General features: G+C 36.8%; 23 protein-coding genes. 7 read left to right on the top strand and 16 right to left on the bottom strand.

All coding sequences use genetic code 11. The annotated features are described in order from the left end of the window. Positions 1 to 170: 170 nt before the first annotated feature. Positions 171 to 2,144 (bottom strand): glycoside hydrolase family 127 protein, encoded by a 1,974-nt coding sequence (locus BMY14_RS09340; RefSeq protein ID WP_091831128.1) that lies wholly within the window; start codon positions 2,142 to 2,144, stop codon positions 171 to 173. 66 nt (positions 2,145 to 2,210) lie between these two features. Beyond that, entirely contained in the window at positions 2,211 to 3,548 is a 1,338-nt protein-coding gene (locus BMY14_RS09335; protein ID WP_091831126.1) for a glycoside-pentoside-hexuronide (GPH):cation symporter, read from the bottom strand. A 505-nt stretch (positions 3,549 to 4,053) separates the two neighbouring features. Between BMY14_RS09335 and BMY14_RS09330 the strand changes: the two genes are divergently transcribed. Next, a complete protein-coding gene (locus BMY14_RS09330) occupies positions 4,054 to 4,947 on the top strand; it encodes a helix-turn-helix transcriptional regulator (RefSeq protein ID WP_091831124.1) in 894 nt (297 codons plus the stop codon). A 79-nt stretch (positions 4,948 to 5,026) separates the two neighbouring features. On the opposite strand, the gene BMY14_RS09325 is transcribed toward BMY14_RS09330, so the two are convergent. Continuing rightward, positions 5,027 to 5,704, bottom strand: a complete 678-nt coding sequence (locus tag BMY14_RS09325) for a YczE/YyaS/YitT family protein (protein ID WP_091831122.1) — start codon at positions 5,702 to 5,704, stop codon at positions 5,027 to 5,029. A gap of 201 nt (positions 5,705 to 5,905) precedes the next feature. On the opposite strand from BMY14_RS09325, the gene BMY14_RS09320 reads away from it, so the two are divergent. Together BMY14_RS09320 and BMY14_RS09315 are read left to right on the top strand one after the other, a co-directional pair. Then, entirely contained in the window at positions 5,906 to 6,493 is a 588-nt protein-coding gene (locus BMY14_RS09320) for a TetR/AcrR family transcriptional regulator (protein WP_091831121.1), read from the top strand. 9 nt (positions 6,494 to 6,502) lie between these two features. Continuing rightward, positions 6,503 to 7,717: a multidrug efflux MFS transporter gene (locus BMY14_RS09315; RefSeq protein WP_019552206.1), complete on the top strand. Its 1,215-nt coding sequence runs from the start codon at positions 6,503 to 6,505 to the stop codon at positions 7,715 to 7,717. 116 nt (positions 7,718 to 7,833) lie between these two features. On the opposite strand, the gene BMY14_RS09310 is transcribed toward BMY14_RS09315, so the two are convergent. Further along, complete coding sequence (locus tag BMY14_RS09310; RefSeq protein ID WP_091831119.1) at positions 7,834 to 8,292, bottom strand: GNAT family N-acetyltransferase; 459 nt, start codon at positions 8,290 to 8,292, stop codon at positions 7,834 to 7,836. Between the two features lie 182 nt (positions 8,293 to 8,474). After that, entirely contained in the window at positions 8,475 to 9,338 is an 864-nt protein-coding gene (locus BMY14_RS09305) for a fumarylacetoacetate hydrolase family protein (RefSeq protein WP_091831117.1), read from the bottom strand. Between the two features lie 457 nt (positions 9,339 to 9,795). On the opposite strand from BMY14_RS09305, the gene BMY14_RS09300 reads away from it, so the two are divergent. From BMY14_RS09300 to BMY14_RS09290, 3 genes are read left to right on the top strand one after another with little or no spacing between them, the layout of a single operon-like run. Further along, the gene (locus tag BMY14_RS09300) at positions 9,796 to 10,587 is read left to right on the top strand and encodes an electron transfer flavoprotein subunit beta/FixA family protein (RefSeq protein WP_091831115.1); all 792 of its coding nucleotides are present in this window, start codon (positions 9,796 to 9,798) and stop codon (positions 10,585 to 10,587) included. Between the two features lie 49 nt (positions 10,588 to 10,636). Beyond that, complete coding sequence (locus BMY14_RS09295; protein ID WP_091831114.1) at positions 10,637 to 11,833, top strand: electron transfer flavoprotein subunit alpha; 1,197 nt, start codon at positions 10,637 to 10,639, stop codon at positions 11,831 to 11,833. After that, the gene (locus BMY14_RS09290; RefSeq protein ID WP_091831112.1) at positions 11,830 to 13,233 is read left to right on the top strand and encodes an FAD-binding oxidoreductase; all 1,404 of its coding nucleotides are present in this window, start codon (positions 11,830 to 11,832) and stop codon (positions 13,231 to 13,233) included. Before BMY14_RS09295 ends, BMY14_RS09290 begins: the two co-directional genes overlap by 4 nt. An 87-nt stretch (positions 13,234 to 13,320) precedes the next feature. Here the strand turns inward: BMY14_RS09290 and BMY14_RS09285 are convergent, their stop codons facing one another. The 8 genes from BMY14_RS09285 to gpmA all read right to left on the bottom strand — a co-directional run bounded on the left by BMY14_RS09285 (position 13,321) and on the right by gpmA (position 21,607). Continuing rightward, a complete protein-coding gene (locus BMY14_RS09285; RefSeq protein WP_091831110.1) occupies positions 13,321 to 15,321 on the bottom strand; it encodes a methyl-accepting chemotaxis protein in 2,001 nt (666 codons plus the stop codon). A gap of 45 nt (positions 15,322 to 15,366) precedes the next feature. Then, positions 15,367 to 16,146, bottom strand: coding sequence for an acetolactate decarboxylase (gene budA, locus BMY14_RS09280; protein ID WP_091831108.1), 780 nt, complete (start codon positions 16,144 to 16,146; stop codon positions 15,367 to 15,369). 220 nt (positions 16,147 to 16,366) lie between these two features. After that, positions 16,367 to 17,095 (bottom strand): GntR family transcriptional regulator, encoded by a 729-nt coding sequence (locus tag BMY14_RS09275; protein WP_091831106.1) that lies wholly within the window; start codon positions 17,093 to 17,095, stop codon positions 16,367 to 16,369. A 64-nt stretch (positions 17,096 to 17,159) separates the two neighbouring features. Further along, entirely contained in the window at positions 17,160 to 17,510 is a 351-nt protein-coding gene (locus tag BMY14_RS09270; protein WP_091831104.1) for a PTS sugar transporter subunit IIA, read from the bottom strand. Beyond that, positions 17,507 to 17,818, bottom strand: a complete 312-nt coding sequence (locus tag BMY14_RS09265) for a PTS sugar transporter subunit IIB (RefSeq protein ID WP_177177534.1) — start codon at positions 17,816 to 17,818, stop codon at positions 17,507 to 17,509. Before BMY14_RS09265 ends, BMY14_RS09270 begins: the two co-directional genes overlap by 4 nt. A 174-nt stretch (positions 17,819 to 17,992) precedes the next feature. Next, entirely contained in the window at positions 17,993 to 19,318 is a 1,326-nt protein-coding gene (locus BMY14_RS09260; RefSeq protein ID WP_091831100.1) for a PTS sugar transporter subunit IIC, read from the bottom strand. A 35-nt stretch (positions 19,319 to 19,353) separates the two neighbouring features. Then, entirely contained in the window at positions 19,354 to 20,727 is a 1,374-nt protein-coding gene (locus BMY14_RS09255) for a glycoside hydrolase family 1 protein (RefSeq protein WP_091831098.1), read from the bottom strand. A 184-nt stretch (positions 20,728 to 20,911) separates the two neighbouring features. Next, positions 20,912 to 21,607 (bottom strand): 2,3-diphosphoglycerate-dependent phosphoglycerate mutase, encoded by a 696-nt coding sequence (gene gpmA, locus BMY14_RS09250; RefSeq protein WP_342741764.1) that lies wholly within the window; start codon positions 21,605 to 21,607, stop codon positions 20,912 to 20,914. 297 nt (positions 21,608 to 21,904) lie between these two features. Between gpmA and BMY14_RS09245 the strand changes: the two genes are divergently transcribed. Continuing rightward, entirely contained in the window at positions 21,905 to 22,105 is a 201-nt protein-coding gene (locus BMY14_RS09245; protein ID WP_026329196.1) for a tautomerase family protein, read from the top strand. Between the two features lie 53 nt (positions 22,106 to 22,158). Here BMY14_RS09245 and BMY14_RS09240 read toward each other — a convergent pair whose 3' ends face one another. From BMY14_RS09240 to BMY14_RS09230, 3 genes are all read right to left on the bottom strand, one after another. After that, positions 22,159 to 23,178 (bottom strand): HoxN/HupN/NixA family nickel/cobalt transporter, encoded by a 1,020-nt coding sequence (locus BMY14_RS09240; protein WP_091831094.1) that lies wholly within the window; start codon positions 23,176 to 23,178, stop codon positions 22,159 to 22,161. 377 nt (positions 23,179 to 23,555) lie between these two features. Beyond that, positions 23,556 to 24,422, bottom strand: coding sequence for a ketose-bisphosphate aldolase (locus BMY14_RS09235; protein WP_091831092.1), 867 nt, complete (start codon positions 24,420 to 24,422; stop codon positions 23,556 to 23,558). A 14-nt stretch (positions 24,423 to 24,436) separates the two neighbouring features. Then, entirely contained in the window at positions 24,437 to 25,288 is an 852-nt protein-coding gene (locus tag BMY14_RS09230) for a class II fructose-bisphosphate aldolase (RefSeq protein ID WP_091831090.1), read from the bottom strand. Positions 25,289 to 25,296: the final 8 nt, after the last annotated feature.

The raw sequence follows: 25,296 nt of genomic DNA, 5'->3' as shown, positions 1-25,296 counted from the left end.
AATTATTATGACTTGTGCATGCAGTATAAAAATTTAAACATACACTATAGCTCACAGCAAAAAAGTTTCGCAAAGGCAAGCCACAAAGTATTGTTTTATCTAAAAAAAGAAATCAGCCGCACTTTAAAATGCGGCTGATACTTGCGCTGCTTATAAAATTAAATCTATTTTTATTTCTTATGAAACCAAATCAACATTTCATTTTCGCCCCGATTCGCCCAGCAGTAATATGGAATTAACGTAAGTGTTATCGGAGAAAATTCCTGTTTTACAGCTTCACGATACAGTGTTTGTTCCCACTGTGAATCAATTTTCATTTTTTCTGCATTCGCCGTGATGATGCCAACACCATTAAATTGATTTGCTGCAAATTGGTATTGGAATTTTGTCTGCTCTGTAAAATGAATAAGCTGCAAATCAGAACCATTATCTTTACCTTCTGCACAATATACAATAGGTCCCCGCTGCACAGCGACTTTATTTAAATCTGATCTCACATGGGGATTAGCTGTCCATAAATGAATTTTCATATCCAATTCCAGCACGATGGTATCACCATCATTCCATTGGCGATCCAGACTTACATAACCATTCACGATCTTTCCTGTATGCCGTTCCCCATTAATGAAAATGGAATATGTCTTGGACCAATTTGGAATTCGGAGAGCAAAAGAGAACCGTACCGCCTGATTCGTATGGATTGAAAATTGTACCGTGCCTTCCCATGGATAGTTTGTAATTTGCTCAATCCTTATTTTTTGTCCATCAATATCAATATTCGATTGATTCGTCAAATACAGATTGGTGTAAATACTCTGATCATGAATTGTATATGCATACCGATCTAGTGATGTCAATAATCTTGCCAGATTCGTCGGACAGCAAGCACAACCAAACCATGCTGGACGAGTCAATTTCACATGACTCTTACCAGGATCTTTTTTGCTATATTCAGGTACAACTTCTAATGGGTTAACATAAAAGAAATGTTTTCCATCGAGCGCCATCCCGCTAAGCGCGATATTATATAATTCTCGTTCCATCACATCTGCATATTCCGCTTTGCGCTCATTTTTTAACATATTCGTCGCAAAAAAAATCATTCCAACTGAGGCGCAAGTTTCACCATACATCGTATCATTTGGTAAATCATAATCGGCTGTAAAAGCCTCGCCAATAACAGTCGAACCGATAGCACCCGTAATATACATACGTTTATGAACGATATTATCCCATAAGCGATGACAAACTTCCAACATTTTTTCATCCTGATTTAAGTATGCCAGATTCGCCATCGCTGTACACAGATACGTTACCCTGACAGCATGTCCCTCTGCAGTATCCTGCTCTAGAACAGGTTTATGAACCTGATAATAACTGGCTTTAAACTGATCCATCCCCTCAATTAATGGTTTTTTATTTGGATCTGCCTTGACTTGGTCTTTGAAAAAATCTGGATTTTTGCCTCGTTCATATAAGAAAAATTTACTAAGCTCTAAATAATTCTTGTTACCTGTCACTTCATATAAACGAAGCAATGCTATTTCAATTTCTTCATGCCCATCATAACCTTGAATTTGCCCTTTTCCATCACCAAACGCAGCACGAATACAATCTGCCAATTTACAAGCAATGTCTAAAGCTTTTTGACTTTTCGTTGCACTATAATATGCCACACCAGCTTCGATATAATGCCCAGCACAATAAAGTTCATGACTTTGATAGAGTCTTTTAAATCTGCGTTTTGGATCTTCAATTGTAAAATAGGTGTTCAAATATCCATCCGTTTCTTGTGCTTGTGCCAATAAATCAATTACGCTATCCGCAATTTTTTGCAACGCATCGTCAGGCACCTGCTGCAAAGAATACGCTACAGCCTCCAGCCATTTATAAACATCACTATCTTGAAATACCATTCCGTAATGATGCCCTTTTTTAAGTCCGGCAGCAATTTTGAAATTTTCAATTGCATGACTTTTATCAGAGGGGATATAGTCTGCATCTCTTTCTTTTTCAATGATAATATCTGCTTTGTCATTTAGCACCGACCATTGATAAGGAATCATTTCAGTACGAATCAAATCCATATAATGCAACCAAAATGGATCTGTTATTTTTACATGATTTAAATGCATAGAACTCATTTTATTCACCCATTTCCATAAATTTCTATAAATACAAACTCTCTCGATCTGTCGATATCTTCTTTACTATGCAATCTCACGAATAATCTGTGCTTCATTTTTTTCATATTTACGATAAAAACACATTGGAATAATCCCTAACAAAAAAATAAAAATCGGCAGCCAGATAAAAACAATTTGAATCCCCATTAACGACTGCGCTGATTGTATTACATTTGGTATATATCCAAATGCATCCATAACCATGGCTGGAATAAAACCACCAATGCCGGAACCAGCCTTAATACAAAAGGCACTGCCAATTGCCGTTAAAAATCCACTCGCCCGAATACCGTTTTTCCATTCACCATAATCTACCGTATCCGAAAGCATCGCAAATGGCATTGAACAAGCAATCCCAGAGCCAATCGAGGCAACAATCCAACCAGCAGCCAATGCAGAAACAACATTACCCGCCAAAAACATAATCACATGCCCTAAAGCTGCTAAAATCAATCCAATGATCATTGTTCCATATTTATTGGAGAATTTAACCATAAAAGGTATTGACACCATTCCGGCAATCTGCAAAACAGTCAAGCCATTCACCAGCGGAACTAAATCTTTATTGCCGATGAAATATTGTAAATAATAAACTAATGTCGACTGACGAATCGTTAAAGCGATCCAGAAAATCAAATTCGCGGTTACAAGCAGAATCCAGGGCCAATTCCCTTTGATTGCCAAAATACTTTGTTTGATTGGAATTTTTTTTATTTTTTCGATGTTAATTTCTCGTAAATTCATAAATGCAATGAAAAAGAAAACAATTGCGATGATTCCATAAACAGCTAAAGTCAAAGAAAACCCTTTTTGATCATTGCCATTCCCAAAGAAAGCAACTAATGGCAAAGTAAAAGCTGTTGCTACAAAAGCCCCCATATTACCACCTACCATACGAAACGTATTCAATATAACTCTTTCGTTTGGATCATTCGTTAAATTAGGCAACACCGAAGTAATCGCAGTCTGAATTCCCGTATAAAAAATCCCTGCCAAAATATAAACCACCGCTATGTAAACTACTTTTGCCGTTCCCGAAAAGCCCGGGGTTGTAAACGTTAACCACATAAAAAGTGCAAAAGGTATAGCTAACCACATAAAATATGGTCTGCTTTGACCATATTTTGATTTTGTATGATCTACGATAAATCCCCAAACAGGTGCATCCACAGCATCTAATAGTCGAGTTGCCAATAATAGTGTTCCGGTAACAGCAATTGATAAACCATATACGTCCGTTAAAAAATACAACAAATAGGCACCAATAATACAATACAATAAATTCCCACTAGCATCTGTTAAAGCATAACCCAGCCGGCCTCTTAGAGGAACCTTAATAAACGAAATTTTTTTCTCCGCCATGGTATCTCCACTCCCTTATTAACTCAAATTTTATATAGAACGCATTAAAGAAATTACATTCAGTCTATCAGTCTGCCAGAAATGGGGTATAGGGCATCATTTGCTTCCTACGTAACGCCACGGTGCCCTTATACCCCATTCTGATGATTGCCATATAAAATGTTTAATGCATTCTATATAGATAGTAATGAATACTCGGCATATTCTTTTGAATTTTTCACAATACTTTGCAAATTATAAAAAGCATTCGTTATACATATCTAAAAAATAATGCCGCATCCATATTATATGTAAATCATACCCTATAAAAAGTTACAGCATAATGGAAAATACCAATATAGTCTATAATTATATTGACATAATTGATATAATAAAATTAACATTTATGTATTGTGATTCACCAATAACTAACTAATTTGAATAGTCTAAATTTTACAAACACTGTTTTATAAAGTCTGAGAGATTCTAGTTAATATAACAAAATGAACTAACCGGAGGGACTAAAATGTATATTATTTTTAACTGTCCGCCGCTGCCTCACTTAATTGTTGGCGGTGTAGCTACCTTTAGAGCAGGTGATACGCACTCTCGTCGTACACTTGACCACACCTTTGATCTGATTTATGTTATAAGTGGAAAATTATATATGGAAGAAAATAAAATACACTTTACCGTATTGCCGGGACAATTTTTAATTTTACCGCCCAAAAGACTACATCGTGGTTATAAACACTGTGATGTAGAAACAAAATTTTACTGGATTCATTTCTATTCAACCAGAGATTTTTATTATTCAGACACGACGGTTTATTCTGGTAACAAAGAATACTGCCATGGAAAATGTTATGAAATTGATGACTTTCAAATTTCCATTCCACAATATGGCTTAATAAATGAAGAATTACAAAACCAATTTTTAGATTATATGAAAAGACTAGCTCAGGTTAAAATTGACCGCTATCAAAACACTAAAATTATCACATCAACAATTTCCGAACTTAAATATCAACAAATTTTCTATACCATTCTAACTTTCATTTGCGATTCCAATATAAAAAACACGTATCAAGATCTCGGTAAAGAAATTTTTGAATACCTTGTTATTCATTATCAAGAACCATTTCACCTAAAAGATATCGCCAAAAAATATGCCTTTCATCCAGCACATATCATTCGCTGCGTCAATCGAAAATATGGCATTACACCCCTCCAGCTTTTATTATCAATCCGCCTAAGCAAAGCAAAACAATTACTCGCTAATACAACGGACCCTGTTAATACTATAGCCACTACAATCGGTTTCACAGATAATGCATATTTTTCTAAACAATTCAAAAAAAATATGCATATGACTCCCTCTGAATATCGAAATCTATACTATAAAAAAGATATGCCATAAAATCATTTACCAAGATCAAAACAGACATCTGCCAGAAACTTAAATAAAAGTTTCTGGCAGATGTCTGTTTTGATACAATTTATTTTATGCATTTTTCTTTTTTATGAAATGACAAACTAAAAACAAGTCGACCATTCTTATCGGGAACACTAAGTTTACGAATATAAAAACGGGCAATTGTGCCAACAACCAGCGCAGAAATTAAAGTACCTTCACGAATACCTTGAATTTCTTTAAAATAAAACAAAGACAAGCCTGCCGCAATAATAACAAGGCTGCTATCAAAAAAAGTTTTAGTTTTTCCTAATGTAAGATTCCACCTTGTAATAAAAGCATAAACCAGACCTTCTCCTGCCAGCATTACAACATTACCAATAATTTGTAAAGCAACCCCCATGGCTAAAGCAAAACAGCCTAAAATCAACGTAATAATTTTCATGAAATACACTTCTGGAATAAAACTATTTAATAGAAACATAACAAAATCAATGAAACAACTAAAAACAATGGTCATAGGAATTTGTAAAAATTGAATATAAGGAAAACGCTGCTGTAAAATTAAAAGCTGCATAAGTAAAAATACCATATTTACAATAAACGTAAATTCACCTAACGATAACGAATACTGCAAACTTAATATATATGGAATACTCGATATTGGAGATGTTCCTAATGAACTTTTCAAAATCAGACAAATTCCTAATGACATAAAAAATAAACCACAAATAAAAAGAAAATAACGTTTTTTTAATGACATAAAATCCGACCTTTTTGATATAATATACTACTATATTATATCATTCTTTTCCCGAACAGCAAAAAATCACTATATATCAAAATAAAAGACCTCTGCCCTTTCGCAGCAACTTGACAACTAACATCATTAGTTTTAATATATAAATAGTTAGTTTATTAGTACACATTATATATTAATCCTTAGAAAGGATCTAAAAGAACTATGCGTTTAAAATTAAATATACAGCGTATCATTGAGATGGCAGCGGCAATTGCTGATGAAAAAGGCTTTGATGCCGTAACGTTGACGGCTATTGCCGAAAATTTCGGTATAAAAAAGCCCTCTTTATATAATCATATAGAAAGCTTAGATGAGTTACGCTGTGAACTCGTTATTTTTGCTAGTATGCAGTTAAAAGAAAAACTGGCAGCTGCCGCTATCGGAAAGTCAAAAAAAGATGCCATTTTAGAAATTGCTATTGTCTACAGGCAATTTTCGCACGAGCATCCTGGACAATATCAGTCAATTATGTCATCCGCTTGGGAATATAAAGAAAGCCCACGTTTCAAAGCAGTAACCAAAGAATTAATGGGCATCCTGCGAACGGTTTTATCTCATTACGATCTTCATGACGATGATTTAACCCATGCAGTTCGCGGATTGCGCAGTATCATGCACGGATTTGTTTCGCTCGAAGCGTCCGGCTGGTTCACGAAACCAGCCGGACGTGAAGATAGTTATTTACAGCTGATCCACACCTTTATCAGTGGCGTTGAAATACTTGAACACACATCCCCAGCAAAGAAATAGGTGAATTATATGGAAATTTGGAAACGGAATTTATGGATCTGTTGGCTTGGCTCGTTTGCTACCTCAGCTGCTTTAAGTCAAATCGCACCGGTATTACCTTTATATATTGATAAGCTTGGTATGCATAACTTAGCCGATATTGAAATGTGGTCAGGAATTGCTTTTGGGAGTACCACTTTAATTGCCTCGATTTTTTCACCCTTCTGGGGGAAGATTGCTGACAAGTATGGCCGTAAACCCATGCTGCTCCGAGCCAGCTTCGGAATGTCAATTGTTCTGGCTTCCATGGGATTTGTCCAAAGTGTTTATCAGCTTGTTGGTCTACGAATGTTGATGGGTACCATTTCCGGTTTCAACTCAGGAGCCATCACATTAATTGCTACGCAAGCTTCAAAAGAAAAAGCTGGGTGGGCACTTGGAACACTTTCAACCGGAGCCGTAGGCGGTACCTTGTTAGGACCGCTAATTGGTGGTTACTTAGTCGAAATGTTCGGCTTCCGGGCTGTGTTTTTATCGATGGGGTCACTCTTATTAATAGCTTTTCTGCTTACGTTCTTTTTTGTTCAAGAAAATTTTACCCGCACCACAAAACCGCTGTTAAGTTTTCGTGAGATCTGTCATACTCTGCCAGATAAACAACTTATTTTCGCTATGTTTATTACTACATTTACCTTACAACTGGCATTATTTTCGATTGAACCGGTCATCACCATTTACATTAGCACTTTATCGCCAAATACGGCTCATCTAGCCTTTATTTCCGGTCTTGTATTTGCCTCATCTGGTCTTTCAAGTATGTTGGTCGCACCGCGTCTTGGAAAATTAGCCGATAAAGTCGGCGCCCACAAAGTCATTTTAATTGCTTTGTTTGCTGCCAGCTTTTTATTTATTCCACAAGCTTTTGTATCCAATGAATGGCAGCTAATGGGACTGCGTTTTTTAGTCGGCATTGCAACCGGTGCCCTGTTGCCATCTATCAATACGATGTTAAAACAAAGTATTTCATCTGATATTGCGGGACGGATCTTTAGTTATAACCAAACAGCCCAGTTTCTGGGGATGTTTTTTGGTGCAGTTTTTGGCGGACAAATCGCCGCTCATTTGGGAATTCGTTATGTATTTTTCATGACTAGTATCCTTTTATTTGTAAATGGGCTTTGGGTACACCATAATGTATATAAAAAAGCGAGCCTTGAATTTGAACATGCCCTGCCGCATTCTTAAACTCATACAAAAAGCAGCGATTTCAAGATAACATTTTCAAACGTTATCTTGAGATCGCTGCTTTTTTATTCATGTTCATCTTTGAAGCACAATGCTCTCTCAACTATAAAATGCTTTTATCCCAATTTTTTCTTCATGCAAATACAATTCATATCCGTTTCGTATGGTCCATAATTATGTATTGTATCATACTGTAGATGCTTATATAAATCAACCGTTGCTTGAATCTTCCCGCCTGTTTCTAAAATAGCATAGGCACGCCCCTGCGCCAAAGCAAGTTTCTCTAAATTATGCATCACTTTCGTCGCTAACCCTTTATTTCGATATACTTTTCGGACAAAGACCCGCTTCATTTCAACAGTATCCTCACTATAATTCCTAAAGCTTCCACAAGCAATTGGTGTCATTCCGTCATAGACCACAACAACGGTTGTGCTGTCATCATCGGCTTGCTTGAATTGTTTATGCTGCAGCTTATCATTCCCAATCATTTCAAGACATTCTTCATCTAACAGTCTAACCAGTCTGATAAAATCATCATTCGAGCCCTCAGTAATTCTTACATGTAAATCCATAACAGCCAGACTCCTTTCAATTATCAATTTTCTTTGTTACTGAATTATATTCCCATATAAGAACCAAAACCCTTTAATTTAATCAAAAATTCAGAAATATTTTTATAGCATACTGAGTGCAAGATCTTTGTAAGCAAAAAGAAGCACTGAAGTGCCTCTCTTTTAAACCTACACTGTATTACTTAAGCTAATACATTTTGCAACGTTCCAATCCGTTCAATCGAAACTTTGATTTCATCGCCAGCTTTTAGCCATTTTTGTCCTGCTTCTGGATACCCCAATATCACGCCGCTTGGTGTCCCCGTAAAAATAATATCACCGGGCTGTAATGTCATATATTGTGATGCATAACTGATAATCGTTGCACAATCAAAAATCATATCACGTGTATTAGCAGCCTGACGCACGACTCCATTTACTTCACATGTAATATTGAGATTATTTGGATTTAAACCATCGGCGGTTATTAAGTAAGGGCCAATGGGAGCAAAATAATCACATGTTTTTCCTAATAACCATTGACCTGACCGAAATTGCAAATCCCTTGCACTTAAATCGTTCCCTGTCGTATACCCGAAAACATAGGATAAAGCTTCTTCCTTTGAAACATTTGAAGCTTCTTTGCCAATCACAATAACAAGTTCAGCTTCATAATCAAATTTTTGCGCCACTTTAGGAAGGTTTATGATTTGTCGATGTGCTGCTAATGCATTATTGAATTTACTAAATAAGATGGGTTCTACTGGAATATCTATTTTAGATTCAGCCGCATGGCTTACATAATTCAAACCAACACAAAGAATTTTCTCAGGCTTTATCAGACAAGGTGCATAAATCAAATGTTCTTCGCTAAGAATTCGAACTTTTTGCTTCATCAATTGTGTTAACTGTGACAGCCCTGCTTGCCCGCTTACTATTACCTGTTCCATTGTAGTCGGTGCGGCAAATAAAGTATCATCAACAGAACTTGTAACATCGATAATTCCAGACTCTGCCTTAATGCCTAAACGAATTTCTTCATCTAGTTTAAAATTAATTAACTTCATAGCAGTGTCACTCCTTTTTATCAATACTTGACGTAAAATTACACGAATTATTATTTCAATTTTTTCATAAGTTCTTATCTTCATCTATTCTACAAACAATCATTAACTTTGTAAACCTGAAAATAATTTATCCGATCATGCTCATTCAAAAACTAATAATATTTAATTCAACACCTGTATTTACAGGATAAATTTGAAGAAAGATATTTTATTCACATACTATAAATATAGTAAATAATTCACATACTTTTTTATACCATTTAGTTATTGACAGGGTTTTAAAGAAGCACTATACTGGGAATATAAAATTGGTGTGACCAATTTATAGATTGTTTTCAATTGTTTTATCTTATTATAAATATTTGAAATATAAAAAGTATTTTGAATAAACATTACTTATGTGTAACACACTTACTTATATTTTAAACGGCTACACCAAACCAGGAGGAGAATGCATATGGAAATTTTAGTTTGTATTAAGCAAGTTCCCGGAACCAATGAAGTAAAAATCGATCCGGCAACCGGTGTTTTAAACCGAAACGGGGTTGATAGTAAAATGAATCCTTATGATCTTTATGCTTTAGAAACTGCTCTGCGCCTAAAAGAAAAATACGGTGGCACCGTTAATGTCATCAGTATGGGTCCTCCACAAGCACAAGCTATAATTTATGAAGCCTATGCGATGGGAGCAGATGATGGTGCTTTGGTCTCAGATCGAAAATTCGGTGGGTCCGATGTTTTAGCTACAAGTTATACACTGTCACAGGGAATTACAAAATTTAGGAAATTTGATTTGATTATCTGCGGCAAGCAAACAACAGATGGCGATACGGCACAGGTTGGTCCGGAAATTTCCGAATATCTAAAAATCCCCAGTGTCTGCAATGTTATAAAAATTATTTCGGTAAATGAAACCTCAATTATCGTAGAGATGGACATGCCTCATCATGTTGAAACTTTACAAGTCGATTTTCCCTGCCTTTTGACCGTTGAAAAAGATATTTTCCAACCAAGACTGCCCTCCTATATAAAAAAAATGGCTTCAAAAAAACAAAATATACAAATACTTGCTTTGCTTGATTTTGATGATCAAGATGAAAAAAAATATGGTTTAAGTGGATCTCCGACTCAAGTACAACGAATCTTTCCGCCTACCATAAAAAAAGATCGCGAACTTTGGCAAAATTCCAACCTTGTTCTTACCGATAAAATGTTTGATAAAATTAAAGAGTTAAAATTTATGGAATAAGCACCGTTTCGATTGAACATAACAATTTCAAATTTAGGAGGTTTTCTCTATGGCAAAACTTATTGTTCATCAAGAAAAAATTGGCAATATTCAAGAACTTTTAGCCCTCTGCCCCTTTAGCGCACTAGAAGAAGAAAACGGACAAGTAAAAATAAATTCTGCCTGTAAAATGTGTCAGATTTGTGTAAAAAAAGGACCAAGTGGTGCCGTTGAATATGTAACAGATACTGTAAAACAAATAGATAAAACCCAGTGGCAGGGCGTTGCGGTATATGTGGACCATGTTGATGGTGTAATCCACCCTGTAACTTATGAATTACTAGGCAAAGCCCGTGAATTGGCTGACAAAATTAACCAACCGGTATATGCACTTTTTATCGGCAGCAAGATCACCACAAAAAGCCATGAGCTTTTACATTACGGCGTTGATAAGGCTTATATCTACGATACACCGAGTCTGGAACATTTTAAAATTGAACCTTACGCCGCTGCATTTGAAGATTTTATCCAACACATTAAGCCAACAGCGATTTTAGTTGGCGCAACAACGATCGGAAGGCAGCTAGCCCCACGAATTGCCGCCCGTTTTGGCACAGGATTAACCGCTGACTGCACAGTACTGGAAATAAGTGAAAACACCGATTTAGTTCAAATCAGACCAGCGTTTGGTGGCAATATCATGGCACAGATTCTTACGCCAAATCATCGTCCGCAAATCGCCACAGTACGGTATAAGGTTATGAATATACCAAAAAGAGAACCCATCGAAACTGGTGAAATTATTGCTTGTCCTATTAATGAAGCAAAATTACGCTGTAATGTCCAAGTCTTAAATGTTGTTCCTAAAGAAAAAGAAAAGTTTATTGATTCTGCTGAAGTACTCATTGTGGCTGGTCGTGGTGTCAAAAAGCAAGCTGATCTAGAAATGCTGAAAGAACTTGCCGACCTGTTAGGAGGGCAAGTTGCCGCAACTCGTCCAATTACAGAAGCTGGATGGCTTGATGCCAAACATCAAGTCGGTCTCAGTGGACGTACAGTTAGACCAAAACTCATCATTACCTGTGGTGTATCCGGGTCCGTTCAGTTTGTAGCTGGAATGAACCATTCTGATGTGATCATGTCCATTAACAAAGATCCGAAAGCAAATATATTCCATGTTGCTAATTATGGACTCGTCGGTGATATTTACGACATTATTCCAAAACTGATTGAAAAAATAAAAATTGCCAAGGGGGTCTCCGCATGATATACAAACGGATTGACCAAGCTGACTTAAAAGTTCTCGAATCAATAATCAACGATAGTGAACGTATTTTATACGGCACGCAAATTAATGAAGAATTTAGTCATGATGAACTTAGCGGTACTGAATCTTATCCCGATGTCGTAGTGAAAATCCGCTCTGCCCAAGAAGCTTCACAAATCTTGAAGTATGCCAATCAAGAAAAAATTTCTGTGACGCCTCGTGGTGCTGGAACCGGACTCGTCGGTGCTGCTGTAGCCATTGAGCATGGAATTATGATTGATACAACCCTGATGAATCACTTTCTTGAATTAGATGAAGAAAACCTTACACTTACTCTGGAGCCAGGCGTTTTACTGATGGATCTCGCTGCTTATGTTGAACCAAAAGGTCTTTTCTATCCACCAGACCCAGGTGAAAAATCAGCAACGATTGGGGGTAATATAAGCACCAATGCCGGGGGTATGCGTGCCGTAAAATATGGAGTGACCCGTGATTTTGTCCGGGGGTTGGAAGTGATTTTACCGACTGGTGAAATTGTTGATTTTGGTGGTAAAATTGTAAAAAATAGTTCTGGTTATGCCATGAAAGATTTGATGGTAGGTTCAGAAGGAACTCTTGGCATTGTCACAAAAGCTATTTTAAAGCTTCTGCCGTTGCCGAAAAAAACCATCAGTCTGCTCATACCATTTCCAACATTACGACAAGCAATTGGCACCGCACCACTCATTATTAAATCACGAGCTATCCCAACCGCAATTGAATTCATGGAACGAGAAGTCATTATGGATTCAGAAGAATATTTAGGCAAAAAATTTCCCGACAACCAATCTGATGCTTACTTATTATTAAAATTCGATGGAAATTCGACAGAAGAAATTGAAAACACTTATGATAGTGTTGCTAAAATCTGTCTGGAGCAAGGTGCCCTTGATATATTGATTGCCGATACGGATGAACGCAATGAATCCATTTGGAAAGCCAGAGGTTCCTTTTTAGAGGCAATCAAAGGATCAACTACATATATGGATGAAGTGGATATCGTTGTACCACGAAATCGTATCAATGCTTTTGTTGAATACACACATTCTTTGCAAAAAGAAATTGGTCTGCGTATCAAAAGTTTTGGACATGCAGGCGATGGAAATCTCCATGCCTATATCTTAAAAGATGATTTAAGTGATACAATTTGGCAAGAACGCTTAAGCCTGGCCATGGAAAAGATGTATGCAAAAGCCCATGAACTTGACGGTCAGGTATCCGGTGAACATGGCATTGGTTTTGCGAAAAGATCTTATCTCAATGAATCCATCCAGCCTGAAATCATTGGTCTGATGCAAGGAATCAAACATGTATTTGATCCAAATAACATCTTAAATCCACATAAAGTTTGTGAAGACTAAGTTTTAAATTTACCAATATAAAAGAGACATGCTCCGCCATTAATTCGGATGCATATCTCTTTTTATTGTTTCAGTATTATATTTTAACTAAATGCGGAATTGATTCAAAACCGTTTTTAGTTCCGTTGCTGCACGTGCCAAATCATCACTTGATGCAGCAATCTGCTGCATCGATGCGGATTGTTCTTCCGTTGCCGCTGAAACGGTTTGCGTATGTGCTGCAGTTTCATTCATTGAATGATTGATTTCCGTCGAAGCATCTTCCACGGTATGACCATTATTCGATAATGTATCAGTTTGCGACAAAACTTGGGATGCTTTTTCCTGAACACTTTTTATTAAATCAGATATTTCCAGAAAATGCACTTCAGCTTCATTGACATTTTTCATTCCCGCTGCTACATCGTTCGACGATTTGTCGACAGCCGAAACAGCATTACTTACATACTGTTTGATTTCTTCAATCAAGCTGATAATTTGACTAGCTGAGTTATGAGACTGTTCCGCCAGTTTCCGAACTTCATCAGCGACCACAGCAAAACCACGCCCCTGTTCACCAGCCCGCGCTGCTTCAATCGCTGCATTTAAAGCCAATAAATTTGTCTGGGCAGCAATCCCTGAAATCATATTAACAATTTCACTGATTTGTGTAGTTCCTTCTGACAATTTAACAACCGTTGCACTAACATTTTTCGTACTTGTATTGATATTTTCCATCTGAATTCGAGCTGCCTGCGCTGTTTTGGTCCCTTGAATCGTACGTTCCACAGCAAGATTTGCCGAATTATTGACATCTTCTGTATTACTCTTCATCGTATTTAATTCTTTCATAAAGCCATCAAACGTTGAATGGACTTTCCCCATACTTTTTTGTCCATTCATTGTTTCTGTCGCTACTTTTACAACCGCTTCAGCGACCTGTGTTGCAGTTTGCGCTGACTGATTCGCACTCTCTTTTAGTTGTAATGAAGACGCTGCTGTATGGCTCGCTGAATCGCTGACCTGTGTAATCAAAGTCCATAATTTTTCGCGCATTTGAAGCATCGCTGAATGTAAAACACCAACTTCATTTTTCGATTCATAATGAGAATGATCCGTTGTGTCAAGTGTAGATTTTGTTAAATCACCTTGAGCAATGGCACTTGCATATTGTGACATTTCCTTAATTGGACGTACAATACGGCTTGCAATTAAATTAACAATAAATCCGGCCAAAGCCAATCCAATCAAAAACAATGCCAAAAACCACCACATAAGTTGTCTTACTGGCGCAAATTCCTGAGCAGTCGGAGCAATGGTAAAGACACCCCATTTATCTTGTGTCGGAACAAAAGCCACAATAGATTCAACGCCATCAATCTGTGTAATCATAAAGCCTTTGTTACCTTGTTTGATTGTCTCTATCGCTTGGGATAATTGTTCATTGCCTAAGTCCTTGATGTTACTCTTCATAATAAGATCCGAATTGGGATGGCTCACAATCATACCATCAGGAGCTGCTAAGATACTATATCCAGCCTGACCAATTTTGGTTTCACTAAAGCCTTTTGTGAATTCCTCAAGCGGAATTCCGCCAACCACTGCACCAATAACTTTGTTATTGACTGATACAGGTGCTACGCCTACCACAATCGTTTTACCAGTCGTTACCGAAACAATCGGATTATCCATAAAAGTTTTACCTTCAGGAATTCTCTTTACATACGCTAAACTAGAGGCATCCACCAGTTTTCCGGCACTAGTCGCTACATTTTTACCTGACAAATCAGGTAAAAAACTAACCGGATTCCACTGCGAATAATCATCATGCATACGTTTCAAAAAAGAAAATTGCAGCTGACGATCCGCCTGTAACTGCGAAAATTGAAACGTTCCCTGTTTCCCGAACGAATCCATAACGAGCTTTTCGCGCTGCATCCTGATATCAAAAGCATTGGCCAGTTCTTGTGTTTGAATTTGAAACCGTTCTACCAAATTTGTCTGAAGGATACTTGATGTCTTCCAGTACGAAATAGCCATTACACAAAGTAAAATTATCGCAATCGTACTAATGATTGGCACTAATAACTGCATACGCAGACTCTTCATTCAAACGCCTCCCTATTTAAACAATAGTGCCAAAAGCACTGTAATCTATTTCGATTTTTCAACACCATTCAGTTCTTTACTATAATCTTTATTTAAAACCGCTTGTTGAAAAGCATCACTATTCGGTAAAATCATTCTAAAATCAGTAATTCGTTCAATTTTAACAACCCCCGATTTTATTCCACCACTTAAGATGTGCCCGCCACTCTTGCGGTCATCTGAAATAAAATGCAGATGATATCCGGTTACGTTAATTCCATTAATATATTGTGGGCACAAAAAGCCAACGATCGTACCTTTTGTATTTTGAATATCAAACACAGATTGTGTTTTAGCTGCATCTGTTAAAGACGGATACGGTTTTGTTTTACCAGGAATACTACGTGTAGTTCCGCTAAACACACCATCAATACGGATTGCATATATATAATTTTTATCTTGAATAATTCCATCCAATGCCTTTTCCAATTCGTTAAAGGTTAAAACATCCGGAATTTCTGCCGTTTTCTCAGATTTAAAATCCATAACATCAGCAAAAGGTGTTTTGACTTGATCCGACACTAAAACAACGTTCCCTGTAGATTTTACTTGATAGAACTGCCCATCCAGTGCAATCATTTCTCCATCTAAGCCTTCAAAGGTACCAATACCAAAGTTACCATGCTGCTTTAACTCTTTCATATTCATCTGTCCATCATAGACGCCTTGCAGCACCGCATTAATTGTCGAAACTTGATATAAGGAATTTGATGTCTGCGCACTGACCACGGTGTTAAAAAATAATAACCCAATAAATAAAACAAGAATGCGATTTAATGATTTCATATAAGTTGTCATCTCCATATTTATAGTATTTCTTGAAATTGATTGATCCGTAAAAAACTATTATTCCACCTCCTAAATACTCATAAAATATAAATAGAATCTCTACAGTTATTCGTTCTGTTTGGATTTATTAATTCCTTTTATATTTGCAGCAAAAATAAAAATAAGATAATAGTCCTACTCAAGAGAGTTATAGGAAAGAGTGTCGCTCCATATTATATCAGAACCGACTTTTTTGATCAATCACAATAAAGCTGCCCTGATCGTATTTACGTGTCGTAATTGAATATTCAAAGGGTTCACCATCTGTCAAACAAACGATTTGCTCAACTCGCATCACTGGATCCGTTTCGGTGCAGCCTAAATATTCTTTATCCTGTTCATTCGGTTTATCAGCAAAAATCTTGCGCCAAGCACCACTCATTGTCAGCTTCAATGTTTCTTTGATATACTTATAAATTGATTTTTGCAAAATTTCCGAATGAAGACCTTTTATCAAATGTACTGGCATTCGTGTATGTTCAAGCATATAATTTTGACCATTCAATAACCGAAGACGAATAACATTATAAACAGGCACCTCTGCTTTCAAATTTAAAGCACTCTGAACTTTTTCATCGGGAAAAACAATTTCAAATAAAATAATCTTGCTTGTAACTGTATCGTCAGGAAATTGATTCGTTAAGCCTATGTAGTCCTGTACATAAAAATCCTGTTTGGACAGTACCATGCTTTTCGTTACAAAAGTGCCAGCACCACGCCGCGTGTATAAAAATCCTCTTGAAATCAAAATATCCAGGGCTTTGGCAATTGTTGTACGACTCACTGAAAATTCTTCCGCTAACGCCACCTGTTTTGGAATCAAAGCATTTATTGGATATTCATTATTTTCTATACGCTTTTTTATCACTTCAGCAATTTCACGATAACTTCTATTTTGTGTTTTCATTTCATAACCCACCTATACAATAAAGATGCTCCAATCCCTTAGAGCACCTATATTATATCATCTTTTATGTGATTTTATTTAAGATTACTGTCTGTTCTTTCTTTAAATCTTGTAGTTGTGCATAGACATGAATAAATTCTTTTGCCATGATTTTAATTGATTCACACCCCATCAACTGATCTTCAACATGAACTAAAAGCAATGATATTTTCGGTTCGCTGCCACCCGCTTCTTCCTGAATCATTTTGGTATGAACTTTATGAGCAGCTAATAGATATTCGTCCCCAGTCTTAAATAAGGATTCTACCTCCGCAAAATTTTGTTTTTTCACAGATTGTATGGCCTTCATGTATTCACTTTTAGCAGCTCCCGCATTGCTCAAAATTTCAAATAAATCTTGTTCGCTCCCTGTCATGATGCACTTCCTATCTTCTCAACAACCGTAAGCAAAACTTTCGCGCCATCCATTCGTCCATAATCTTTCATATCGATAACCTGCACTGGTATTTTCCCTTGAATAACCTCTTCAATTTCATCTTTCATATAACCGATTTGCGGTCCGAGCAAAACAAAATCCGCCCGTGCCCATTCGTCAAACAATTCAGCCTCGGGCACAGCCCATATTTCTGCTTCCAGATGCTGCTGCTTTGCTGCTTCTTGCATTTTTTTCACTAATAAACTCGTACTCATTCCCGCATTACAAGCTAATAAAATTCGAATCATAACCACCATCATCCCTTCTTTTACTCTTTACCTATATAAGTTATTAAATATTTTATATGGCAATCGTCAGAAATGGGGTATAGGGTTAAGTGTGCGTTACATAGGAAGCAAACGATGCCCTATACCCCATTCCTGGCAGCCTAATAGGCTAGATGCAACTTATATAAAACCACATTATTTTCCGAGCTCTTTTCCTTCCATTTCAGCTTTCACGATTCGTTCACTCATTTTTAAAAATGGCAAATAAAAAAGAGCCGTCCCGCTGATTAGTAGAATTTGCAATACAACAGCCCGCCAATCACCACCCGTTGCCAAAAAAGCGGATAAGATCGGTGGTGTCGTCCAGGGAATTAAAACCACGCAAGGACTGATAAAGCCCCAGGCTGTGGCAAAGTAAGCAATGATCAAACAAATTGCTGGTGATAAAACGAATGGAATAATCAACGAAATATTAAAGACAATCGGGATACCAAAAATAACTGGCTCATTAATATTAAACAAACCCGGCGCCAGTGCCAATTTACCAATATCACGATATACTTTATATTTACTAAACAGAAAGATCGCAATTAATAAACCAATCGTATTGCCTGTCCCGCCCGTCAAACCATACACACTTTGAAATGAATAATTAATGATGTTTGGTATGGGTGCTCCTTGGGAATAGGCAATCATATTTTCACTGATATTCGATAACAAAATAGGATCAAGCAGCGGTCCATTAATTACAGCTTGATGTATTCCCATGGTAAAGAAAAAATTACCAAAACTATAAATCAGAATATAACCTGGCAAACTTGTATTGATTGTTTTTAAAGGTTCTTGGATTAAGGTGCTGATCAAGGTAATGCAATTGGTATCCAAAAATGCCTGCAAAATAAATGACATGAAACTGAAGAGCCCAATTACAATAAATGCCGGTATCATAATATTAAATGACTGCCCTACCGCAGGTGGTACCCCTTGTCCAATATTGATTTGCAACCTTTTATTTTTTGAAAGCTTCAAAAATAACTCGGTCGCAAAAAGTCCCACAAAAATGCCGGCAAACATTCCCATTGTGCCAATCTTAGAAAAAAGAATCACATTGGATACCATTAAAGTTTCTTTTGTCCCTGGTACAACGACGCTGTCCAGCGCCGGCAGTAAAACAATCAAGCAAGAAACAGCCACAATGATCGGTGCGATGAGATTTTTCACACGACGATTACTGGATAGATGATACGCTAACGCCACCGCAACTAAAACAGCTGATATATTGAGCGTCCCATTCGTAATCAAATTACCCCACAACCGCCATTTTTCTATTGTACTCGCTAAAAAGATACTTGCTAAAAAACCATCTGGTGTAAAAAACACATTATTGAGTAATGTCGCCAGACCCGCCAAAATATAAAGCGGCATAATCGTAGCAAAAGAATCCCGCAGACTTCGCAAATGAATCTGCGCACCTATTTTTTGGGCAAAAACACTAAACCGTTCAAGAAATCCGTCTTTCATGAATATCCCCTCCACGCTTTATCGTTTGACTCAGGTTATTCTAAATCCAATCCATTTGATGTCGTCACTTTTTTCATCCAAGCAAAACTTTGTTTGCGGATGCGGCTTAAATCTTTCAAATCATGTTCATCCCTATTTACATAAACAAAGCCATATCTTTTTTTCATTTCACCTTGTGAACTCAAAATATCGATGGGTGCCCAAGTGAGATAGCCTAGAACATCCACACCATCGATCTCCATCGCTTGCTGCATTGCTTGAATATGACTACGGTGATAGTCAACCCGGTACGAGTCATTAATTGGCTGTGTTCCATCCCATACCTCATCCCAGCCAATACCATTTTCGATTGGAAATAAAGGCAAATTATACTGTTGGTACGTTTTATCCAAAATCAGACGAAAGCCCAATGGATCAATTTCCCAGTTCCATGCATTCGCCGGCAAATAAGAATTAGCCACCTGCGCTTGTTCAACCTGTCTAAAAAAGGGTTTCGTTGTATCAACTGCGGCAAAGCTCATACATTTGCTTGCATAATAACTAAAGGATAAAAAATCACTTTTGCTTTTGGCTAAAACAGCCAAATCAGTCTCATCCATTTCAGGTTTGCAGTTTTCTGCCGAAAAATAGGCCAGCATATTTTTCGTATATTTCCCATTTGTAAATACTTCCCAGTATAATTGATTAAAGCGTTCATCTGCCTGATGAGCAAAAAAAACATCTTCCGGTTTACAAGTAGCCGGATAAAAAAGCTGATAGGCGATCATGCCGCCCACTTTACACTTAGGTGCCATAGCATGAATATAATTGACCACCTTCGCATGTGCCAAAAAAGTATGATATTGGATCTGATATAAATTTCGCTCGGTTTCTTTACATTGACACCCACTAATCTTAAAGGCATGTACCATGCCAAAAATATTTTGTTCATTAAATGTTAACCAATATTTCACTTTATCTTTATAACGGTCCACAATAACTTTCGCGTATTCAGCAAAATAATCCGCGACCTCCCTGGATAAAAAGCCATTGTATTCTTCAGCCAGTTTCAACGGCATGTCAAAATGGTACAGACAAATCATCGGTTCAATCCCACGTGCCAATAAATCATCAATAAATCGATCATAAAAAGCCAAACCTTGTTCATTAATCGTTCCTTTACCCTCGGGAAAGATCCGCGACCATGAAATTGAAAATCGATAACAATTAAACCCCAGTTCGGCCAAAAGCGCATTGTCTTCTTCATAGCGATGATACGTATCAATCGCAACTTTCCAATCCGATACCCCTGCTGCTTCTGTTCTTATATCATAAACCGATTTTCCTTTTCCATCTTCATCCCAAGCTCCTTCTGTCTGCATTGCCGAAACAGAGCCACCCCATAAAAAATCTTTTTTAAAAACTCCCATTCGAACCAACCTCCTGTAAATTTTTAAATATACGAAATTTTCTTTCTTTTCCTTATCTATATTGTAATCACATTTAATAAGTTTGTAAACACAAATAATGTGATATATTCTCCACCTAAAATAAGAGGTATAAAAGAAAACAGATTTTCTGTCATCTTTCATACCTCTTATCCACATGACCAATTTATTGTTCCAAATAATAATGTTTCAATGGTTTTAAATCATCATCAAATTCGTAAACCAGCGGAACGCCCGTTGGAATATTAAGTTTCACGATTTCTTCATCAGAAACCTGATCGATATATTTAACCAAGGCTCGCAAGCTATTGCCATGCGCTGCAATAATAATTTTTTTATCTGCTTTAAGCTGTGGTACAATCGTTTCCTGCCAAAAAGGCACGACCCTTGCCACCGTTTCTTTGAGGTTTTCGGTCGTTGGCAGCAACGCTGGTGCGAGGTCTTTATATTTGGGATCATTTGCCTGCACTTTTGCCGCTTCAGCTTTTAATTTCGGTGGTTCTACGTCATAGCTGCGACGCCAAATCTGTACCTGTGCATCTCCATATTTTGCAGCTGTTTCAGCTTTATTAAGTCCTTGAAGTCCCCCATAATGACGTTCATTAAGAACCCATGTTTTATATTCGGGTATCCACAATAAATCCATTGTTTCCAAAACATTATGTAGCGTTTTAATTGCTCTTTTCAAAAAAGATGTATATGCTATATCAAACGAAAAATTATTTTTCTGTAAGATTATTCCAGCCTGTTTGGCTTCAGCGATACCTTTGTCACTCAAATCAACATCTGTCCAGCCAGTAAATAAATTTTTCATATTCCAAATACTTTCGCCATGTCTGATAAAAACTATTTTTTTCATCATAATGCCTTCTCTCTTCGTTGCTTTACCATTATTATAAACCCTAAATAATGGATAGTAAATATTAATTAATAAAAGATTATCTATATTCAAATTTTGTGATATAATATCTTAAATGTTACAATAAAATCATATATATATGGCATTAAACATTTTATATGGCAATCGTCAGGAATGGAGTATAGGGCTCCGTGGCGTTACGTAGGAAGCAAACGATACCCTTACCCCATTCCTGACAGACTGATAGACTGAATGTAATTTCTTTAATGCGTTTATATAGCAGAAAGGTTTGTGATAGAAATGCCTTATATAAATATTAAAATAACCAAAGACGGTGCTACCCCAGAGCAAAAAGCATTATTGATCAAAGGTGCTACGCAGCTGCTTGTTGATGTACTCGGTAAAAACCCAAAGACAGCAGTCGTAGTAATTGATGAAGTAGAAACCGACAATTGGGGTATCGGTGGCCAAACCGTTACGTCTTTACGCAAAAACAAATAAAGCAAATCTAAAAACAGCTATCTCTTACGAGACAGCTGTTTTTAGATTTGCTATTACTGTGAAGTCATTCGTTCTTCAATTTTACCGAATTTCCAAATACTATACGAAATCAGCCAGGTAAGGACAAATAAACCAACCAATATATAGCCCAGTGTGCCAAAGTCCAAATTTTGCAACCAACTCCAGAAACCATTTGTTAAGCCTAGCCGCGGCGTAATGACCTGTGCCAATTCAATAAGCCCAATAAAGAGTGCCGCAATGACTGACAAACTCGTAATGGTTAAATTATAATATAACTTACGGAGCGGTGTGCGAAATGCCCAGTTATAAGCCGTTGTCATAAATATACCATCACTTGTATCCAATAGGCTCATACCAGCTGTAAACAAAAGCGGCAACGCCATGATACCCAACAAGCTAATTCCACTGTTGGCAGCTCCCGCCGATATTGCGAGCAATGCAACTTCACTAGCCGTATCAAAACCAAACCCAAACAAAAAACCAATTGGATATACATGCCAGCTTTTATTAACAAATTTAAACAATGGTTTCAAAAAACGTGACATAAAACCTCTATTTTGTAGAGAATCTTCCAATTGTTCTTCATTATAAGAATCCTGACGCATATCTTTGAAAATTTTAAAAATATCAAGCAAAACAACTAAATTTAGTAACCCAATTAAAATCAGAAACACACCGGATACACTTGTGCTGATAAGGCTCCCAACATCTTTAAACTCAGGCACTACTGTTGTTGCCCACTGAGCCGCAAAAGCTGTTCCCATTGCCATCAAAATGACAACGGTAGAATGTCCGAGTGAAAAATAAAAACCAACTCCCATTGGATTTTTCTCTTGTTGCAGCAATTTTCGCACCGTATTATCAATTGCGGCAATATGATCTGCATCAAATGCATGCCGCAGCCCCAGCGTATATGCTAAAAACCCAAGACCCAAAATTGTTCCACTTTCCGTATTGGCCGATAATAAACAACCAAGTGCTATGCTATGCAGGAATAACACCGCAATGCCATAACCTACCCAGTTTGATTTTTTACTTTGTACTTGATCCATGAAAGACCATCCCCCGATATATATTCTACAAAAAAAGTTCTTGCATCAACTTATGCAAGAACTACTAAATAAACAAAATTTTTATTTTTATTTAAAAATCAACCTTGCATTCATTGCATTATAGTATAAACGTATGAAAATCCATTCCATATCTTCTCTTTTAAGCTGTTATTTTTCTTTAACTTAACAATAAACAATATTATGTTTCTTGTCAAGATAATATTAATTTATAAATAATTAATATTATTAAGATGATGTTATTCATATATTATTAAATCTGCTATGACACTCCTAGAACAAAAAAAATTACCCACATTATAAAAACATGAGTAATTTTTATCTATTTAGGATTTGATTACGAATGAAATACCGCTGAATTATTTATAATATTTCACTTTATCAATGTCATTAAACAATTCAAGTTTAGCATAAACAACCTCTTTCATTGCTTCAATACAAGGTGGATAGATTGCATTCGGTTCACGAATGTCCGGATCTTGTAAGACTTCACGGCATTTTTTATAAAATGCATCTTTGATATCACTTGATATATTGATTTTAGATATTCCCAATCGAACCGCTTCAGCAATTTCACTATCTGTATTCGAAGAACCACCATGTAATACGAGCGGGATATCAACAATACCTCTGATTTCTTTCAATAAGTCAAGTTTTAACTTTGGTTTCATATTTTTAGGATAAATTCCATGTGATGTGCCAATAGCAATTGCTAACGTATCCACGCCAGTTCTTTCCACAAATTCTTTTACGGTATCTGGCTGCGTATAAATAATTTGTTCTGTCCCTGCTTCACCACCACCATTACCTGTTGTTCCTATCGTTCCCAGTTCTGCTTCAACAGAAACGTTCACCGGATGTGCCGCTTCAATAACTTTCTTCGTAATGGCAATATTTTCTTCGAAAGATAGTAACGAAGCATCAATCATTACCGAAGTAAAACCGCAGTGAATCGCTCGCATCACCTGAGCAAATGTGCCGCCGTGATCCAAATGGATGACACCAGGTATATTGCTATTCATGATTTCTTCTCGTACTGTAGCTATAAAGCTATCTTCCAAAAAAGATAATTCATCGGGATGAATGGCAATAATTACTGGCGATTTTTTTTCTCTACAGCCTTCCATAACACCTTTTAAAATCATACTACTGCTGGTATTAAATGCAGGTACAGCAAACTTGTTTTTTTGTGCCACAACGAGTAAATCTTTCATATTCATTAACATATTTTTTATCCCCTTTAATTTTGATTACTTGAGCCTGATAACTGAATATAATGTCTTACTATTTCCATACTTGCTTGTTCAACATGATCAACCAAATCGTAATAATTTATGTCTGGATTTTGTTGCAGTTTATCTTTTAATGCATGAATATTCGCATTCATAAAATCACAACCGACATTTATCTTATTAATGCCATACTTGACTGCCTGGATAATATTTTTTTCACCTGAACCTGACCCGCCATGAAGCACCAGTGGCATTTGCGTTAAATTCTTTATATTTTTCAATCGATCAAAATCAAATTCAGGAACCATGTTTTCTGGATAATTTCCATGTGAAGACCCAATAGAAATTGCCAAGGCATCAATTCCCGTTTTCTCGACAAATTGAACTGCTTCAAAAGGGTCTGTATACATAGAGTCTTTCGTAAATTCAGCTCCTTCCGTACCACCGATACAGCCAATTTCGCCTTCTACACTGACACCTTTCGGATGAGCGTACTCCACGATTTCTTTTGTCATCGCAATATTTCCCGCCAGACCAAATCTTGAAGCATCCACCATAACCGATGAAAAACCATCGTCAATTGCTTTTTTCAAAAACAAAACATCTTGCCCGTGATCAAAATTCAATGCAACCTGAATGTCGGTTCGATTTGCTAATACCTTAACAATCGGAGTAATGAGCTGGCTGTCACAATGATACAGCAAATGATCTTGAAAAAGATTAATAATAATTGGTGCCTGTTCTTTTTCAGCGGCTCGAATTACACTTCTTGCCGTCTCCAGGTTAAAACAATTAATTGCCATAACTGCATAGTTTCCGGCGTTAGCTCGTTTTAACATATCTAACATTGAAACATACATAAAACACA

This window comes from Propionispira arboris (assembly GCF_900109225.1).
Classification (GTDB): Bacteria; Bacillota; Negativicutes; order Selenomonadales; family Selenomonadaceae; genus Propionispira; species Propionispira arboris.
This window is presented reverse-complemented; position numbering and strand designations above follow the sequence as displayed.

Excerpts from the sequence above, each read along its gene's own strand:
- BMY14_RS09340 (WP_091831128.1), bottom strand. The coding sequence starts at position 2,144 with ATGAGTTCTATGCATTTAAATCATGTAAAAATAACAGATCCATTTTGG.
- BMY14_RS09335 (WP_091831126.1), bottom strand. The coding sequence starts at position 3,548 with ATGGCGGAGAAAAAAATTTCGTTTATTAAGGTTCCTCTAAGAGGCCGG.
- BMY14_RS09330 (WP_091831124.1), top strand. The coding sequence starts at position 4,054 with ATGTATATTATTTTTAACTGTCCGCCGCTGCCTCACTTAATTGTTGGC.
- BMY14_RS09325 (WP_091831122.1), bottom strand. The coding sequence starts at position 5,704 with ATGTCATTAAAAAAACGTTATTTTCTTTTTATTTGTGGTTTATTTTTT.
- BMY14_RS09320 (WP_091831121.1), top strand. The coding sequence starts at position 5,906 with ATGCGTTTAAAATTAAATATACAGCGTATCATTGAGATGGCAGCGGCA.
- BMY14_RS09315 (WP_019552206.1), top strand. The coding sequence starts at position 6,503 with ATGGAAATTTGGAAACGGAATTTATGGATCTGTTGGCTTGGCTCGTTT.
- BMY14_RS09310 (WP_091831119.1), bottom strand. The coding sequence starts at position 8,292 with ATGGATTTACATGTAAGAATTACTGAGGGCTCGAATGATGATTTTATC.
- BMY14_RS09305 (WP_091831117.1), bottom strand. The coding sequence starts at position 9,338 with ATGAAGTTAATTAATTTTAAACTAGATGAAGAAATTCGTTTAGGCATT.
- BMY14_RS09300 (WP_091831115.1), top strand. The coding sequence starts at position 9,796 with ATGGAAATTTTAGTTTGTATTAAGCAAGTTCCCGGAACCAATGAAGTA.
- BMY14_RS09295 (WP_091831114.1), top strand. The coding sequence starts at position 10,637 with ATGGCAAAACTTATTGTTCATCAAGAAAAAATTGGCAATATTCAAGAA.
- BMY14_RS09290 (WP_091831112.1), top strand. The coding sequence starts at position 11,830 with ATGATATACAAACGGATTGACCAAGCTGACTTAAAAGTTCTCGAATCA.
- BMY14_RS09285 (WP_091831110.1), bottom strand. The coding sequence starts at position 15,321 with ATGAAGAGTCTGCGTATGCAGTTATTAGTGCCAATCATTAGTACGATT.
- budA (WP_091831108.1), bottom strand. The coding sequence starts at position 16,146 with ATGAAATCATTAAATCGCATTCTTGTTTTATTTATTGGGTTATTATTT.
- BMY14_RS09275 (WP_091831106.1), bottom strand. The coding sequence starts at position 17,095 with ATGAAAACACAAAATAGAAGTTATCGTGAAATTGCTGAAGTGATAAAA.
- BMY14_RS09270 (WP_091831104.1), bottom strand. The coding sequence starts at position 17,510 with ATGACAGGGAGCGAACAAGATTTATTTGAAATTTTGAGCAATGCGGGA.
- BMY14_RS09265 (WP_177177534.1), bottom strand. The coding sequence starts at position 17,818 with ATGATTCGAATTTTATTAGCTTGTAATGCGGGAATGAGTACGAGTTTA.
- BMY14_RS09260 (WP_091831100.1), bottom strand. The coding sequence starts at position 19,318 with ATGAAAGACGGATTTCTTGAACGGTTTAGTGTTTTTGCCCAAAAAATA.
- BMY14_RS09255 (WP_091831098.1), bottom strand. The coding sequence starts at position 20,727 with ATGGGAGTTTTTAAAAAAGATTTTTTATGGGGTGGCTCTGTTTCGGCA.
- gpmA (WP_342741764.1), bottom strand. The coding sequence starts at position 21,607 with ATGATGAAAAAAATAGTTTTTATCAGACATGGCGAAAGTATTTGGAAT.
- BMY14_RS09245 (WP_026329196.1), top strand. The coding sequence starts at position 21,905 with ATGCCTTATATAAATATTAAAATAACCAAAGACGGTGCTACCCCAGAG.
- BMY14_RS09240 (WP_091831094.1), bottom strand. The coding sequence starts at position 23,178 with ATGGATCAAGTACAAAGTAAAAAATCAAACTGGGTAGGTTATGGCATT.
- BMY14_RS09235 (WP_091831092.1), bottom strand. The coding sequence starts at position 24,422 with ATGTTAATGAATATGAAAGATTTACTCGTTGTGGCACAAAAAAACAAG.
- BMY14_RS09230 (WP_091831090.1), bottom strand. The coding sequence starts at position 25,288 with ATGTATGTTTCAATGTTAGATATGTTAAAACGAGCTAACGCCGGAAAC.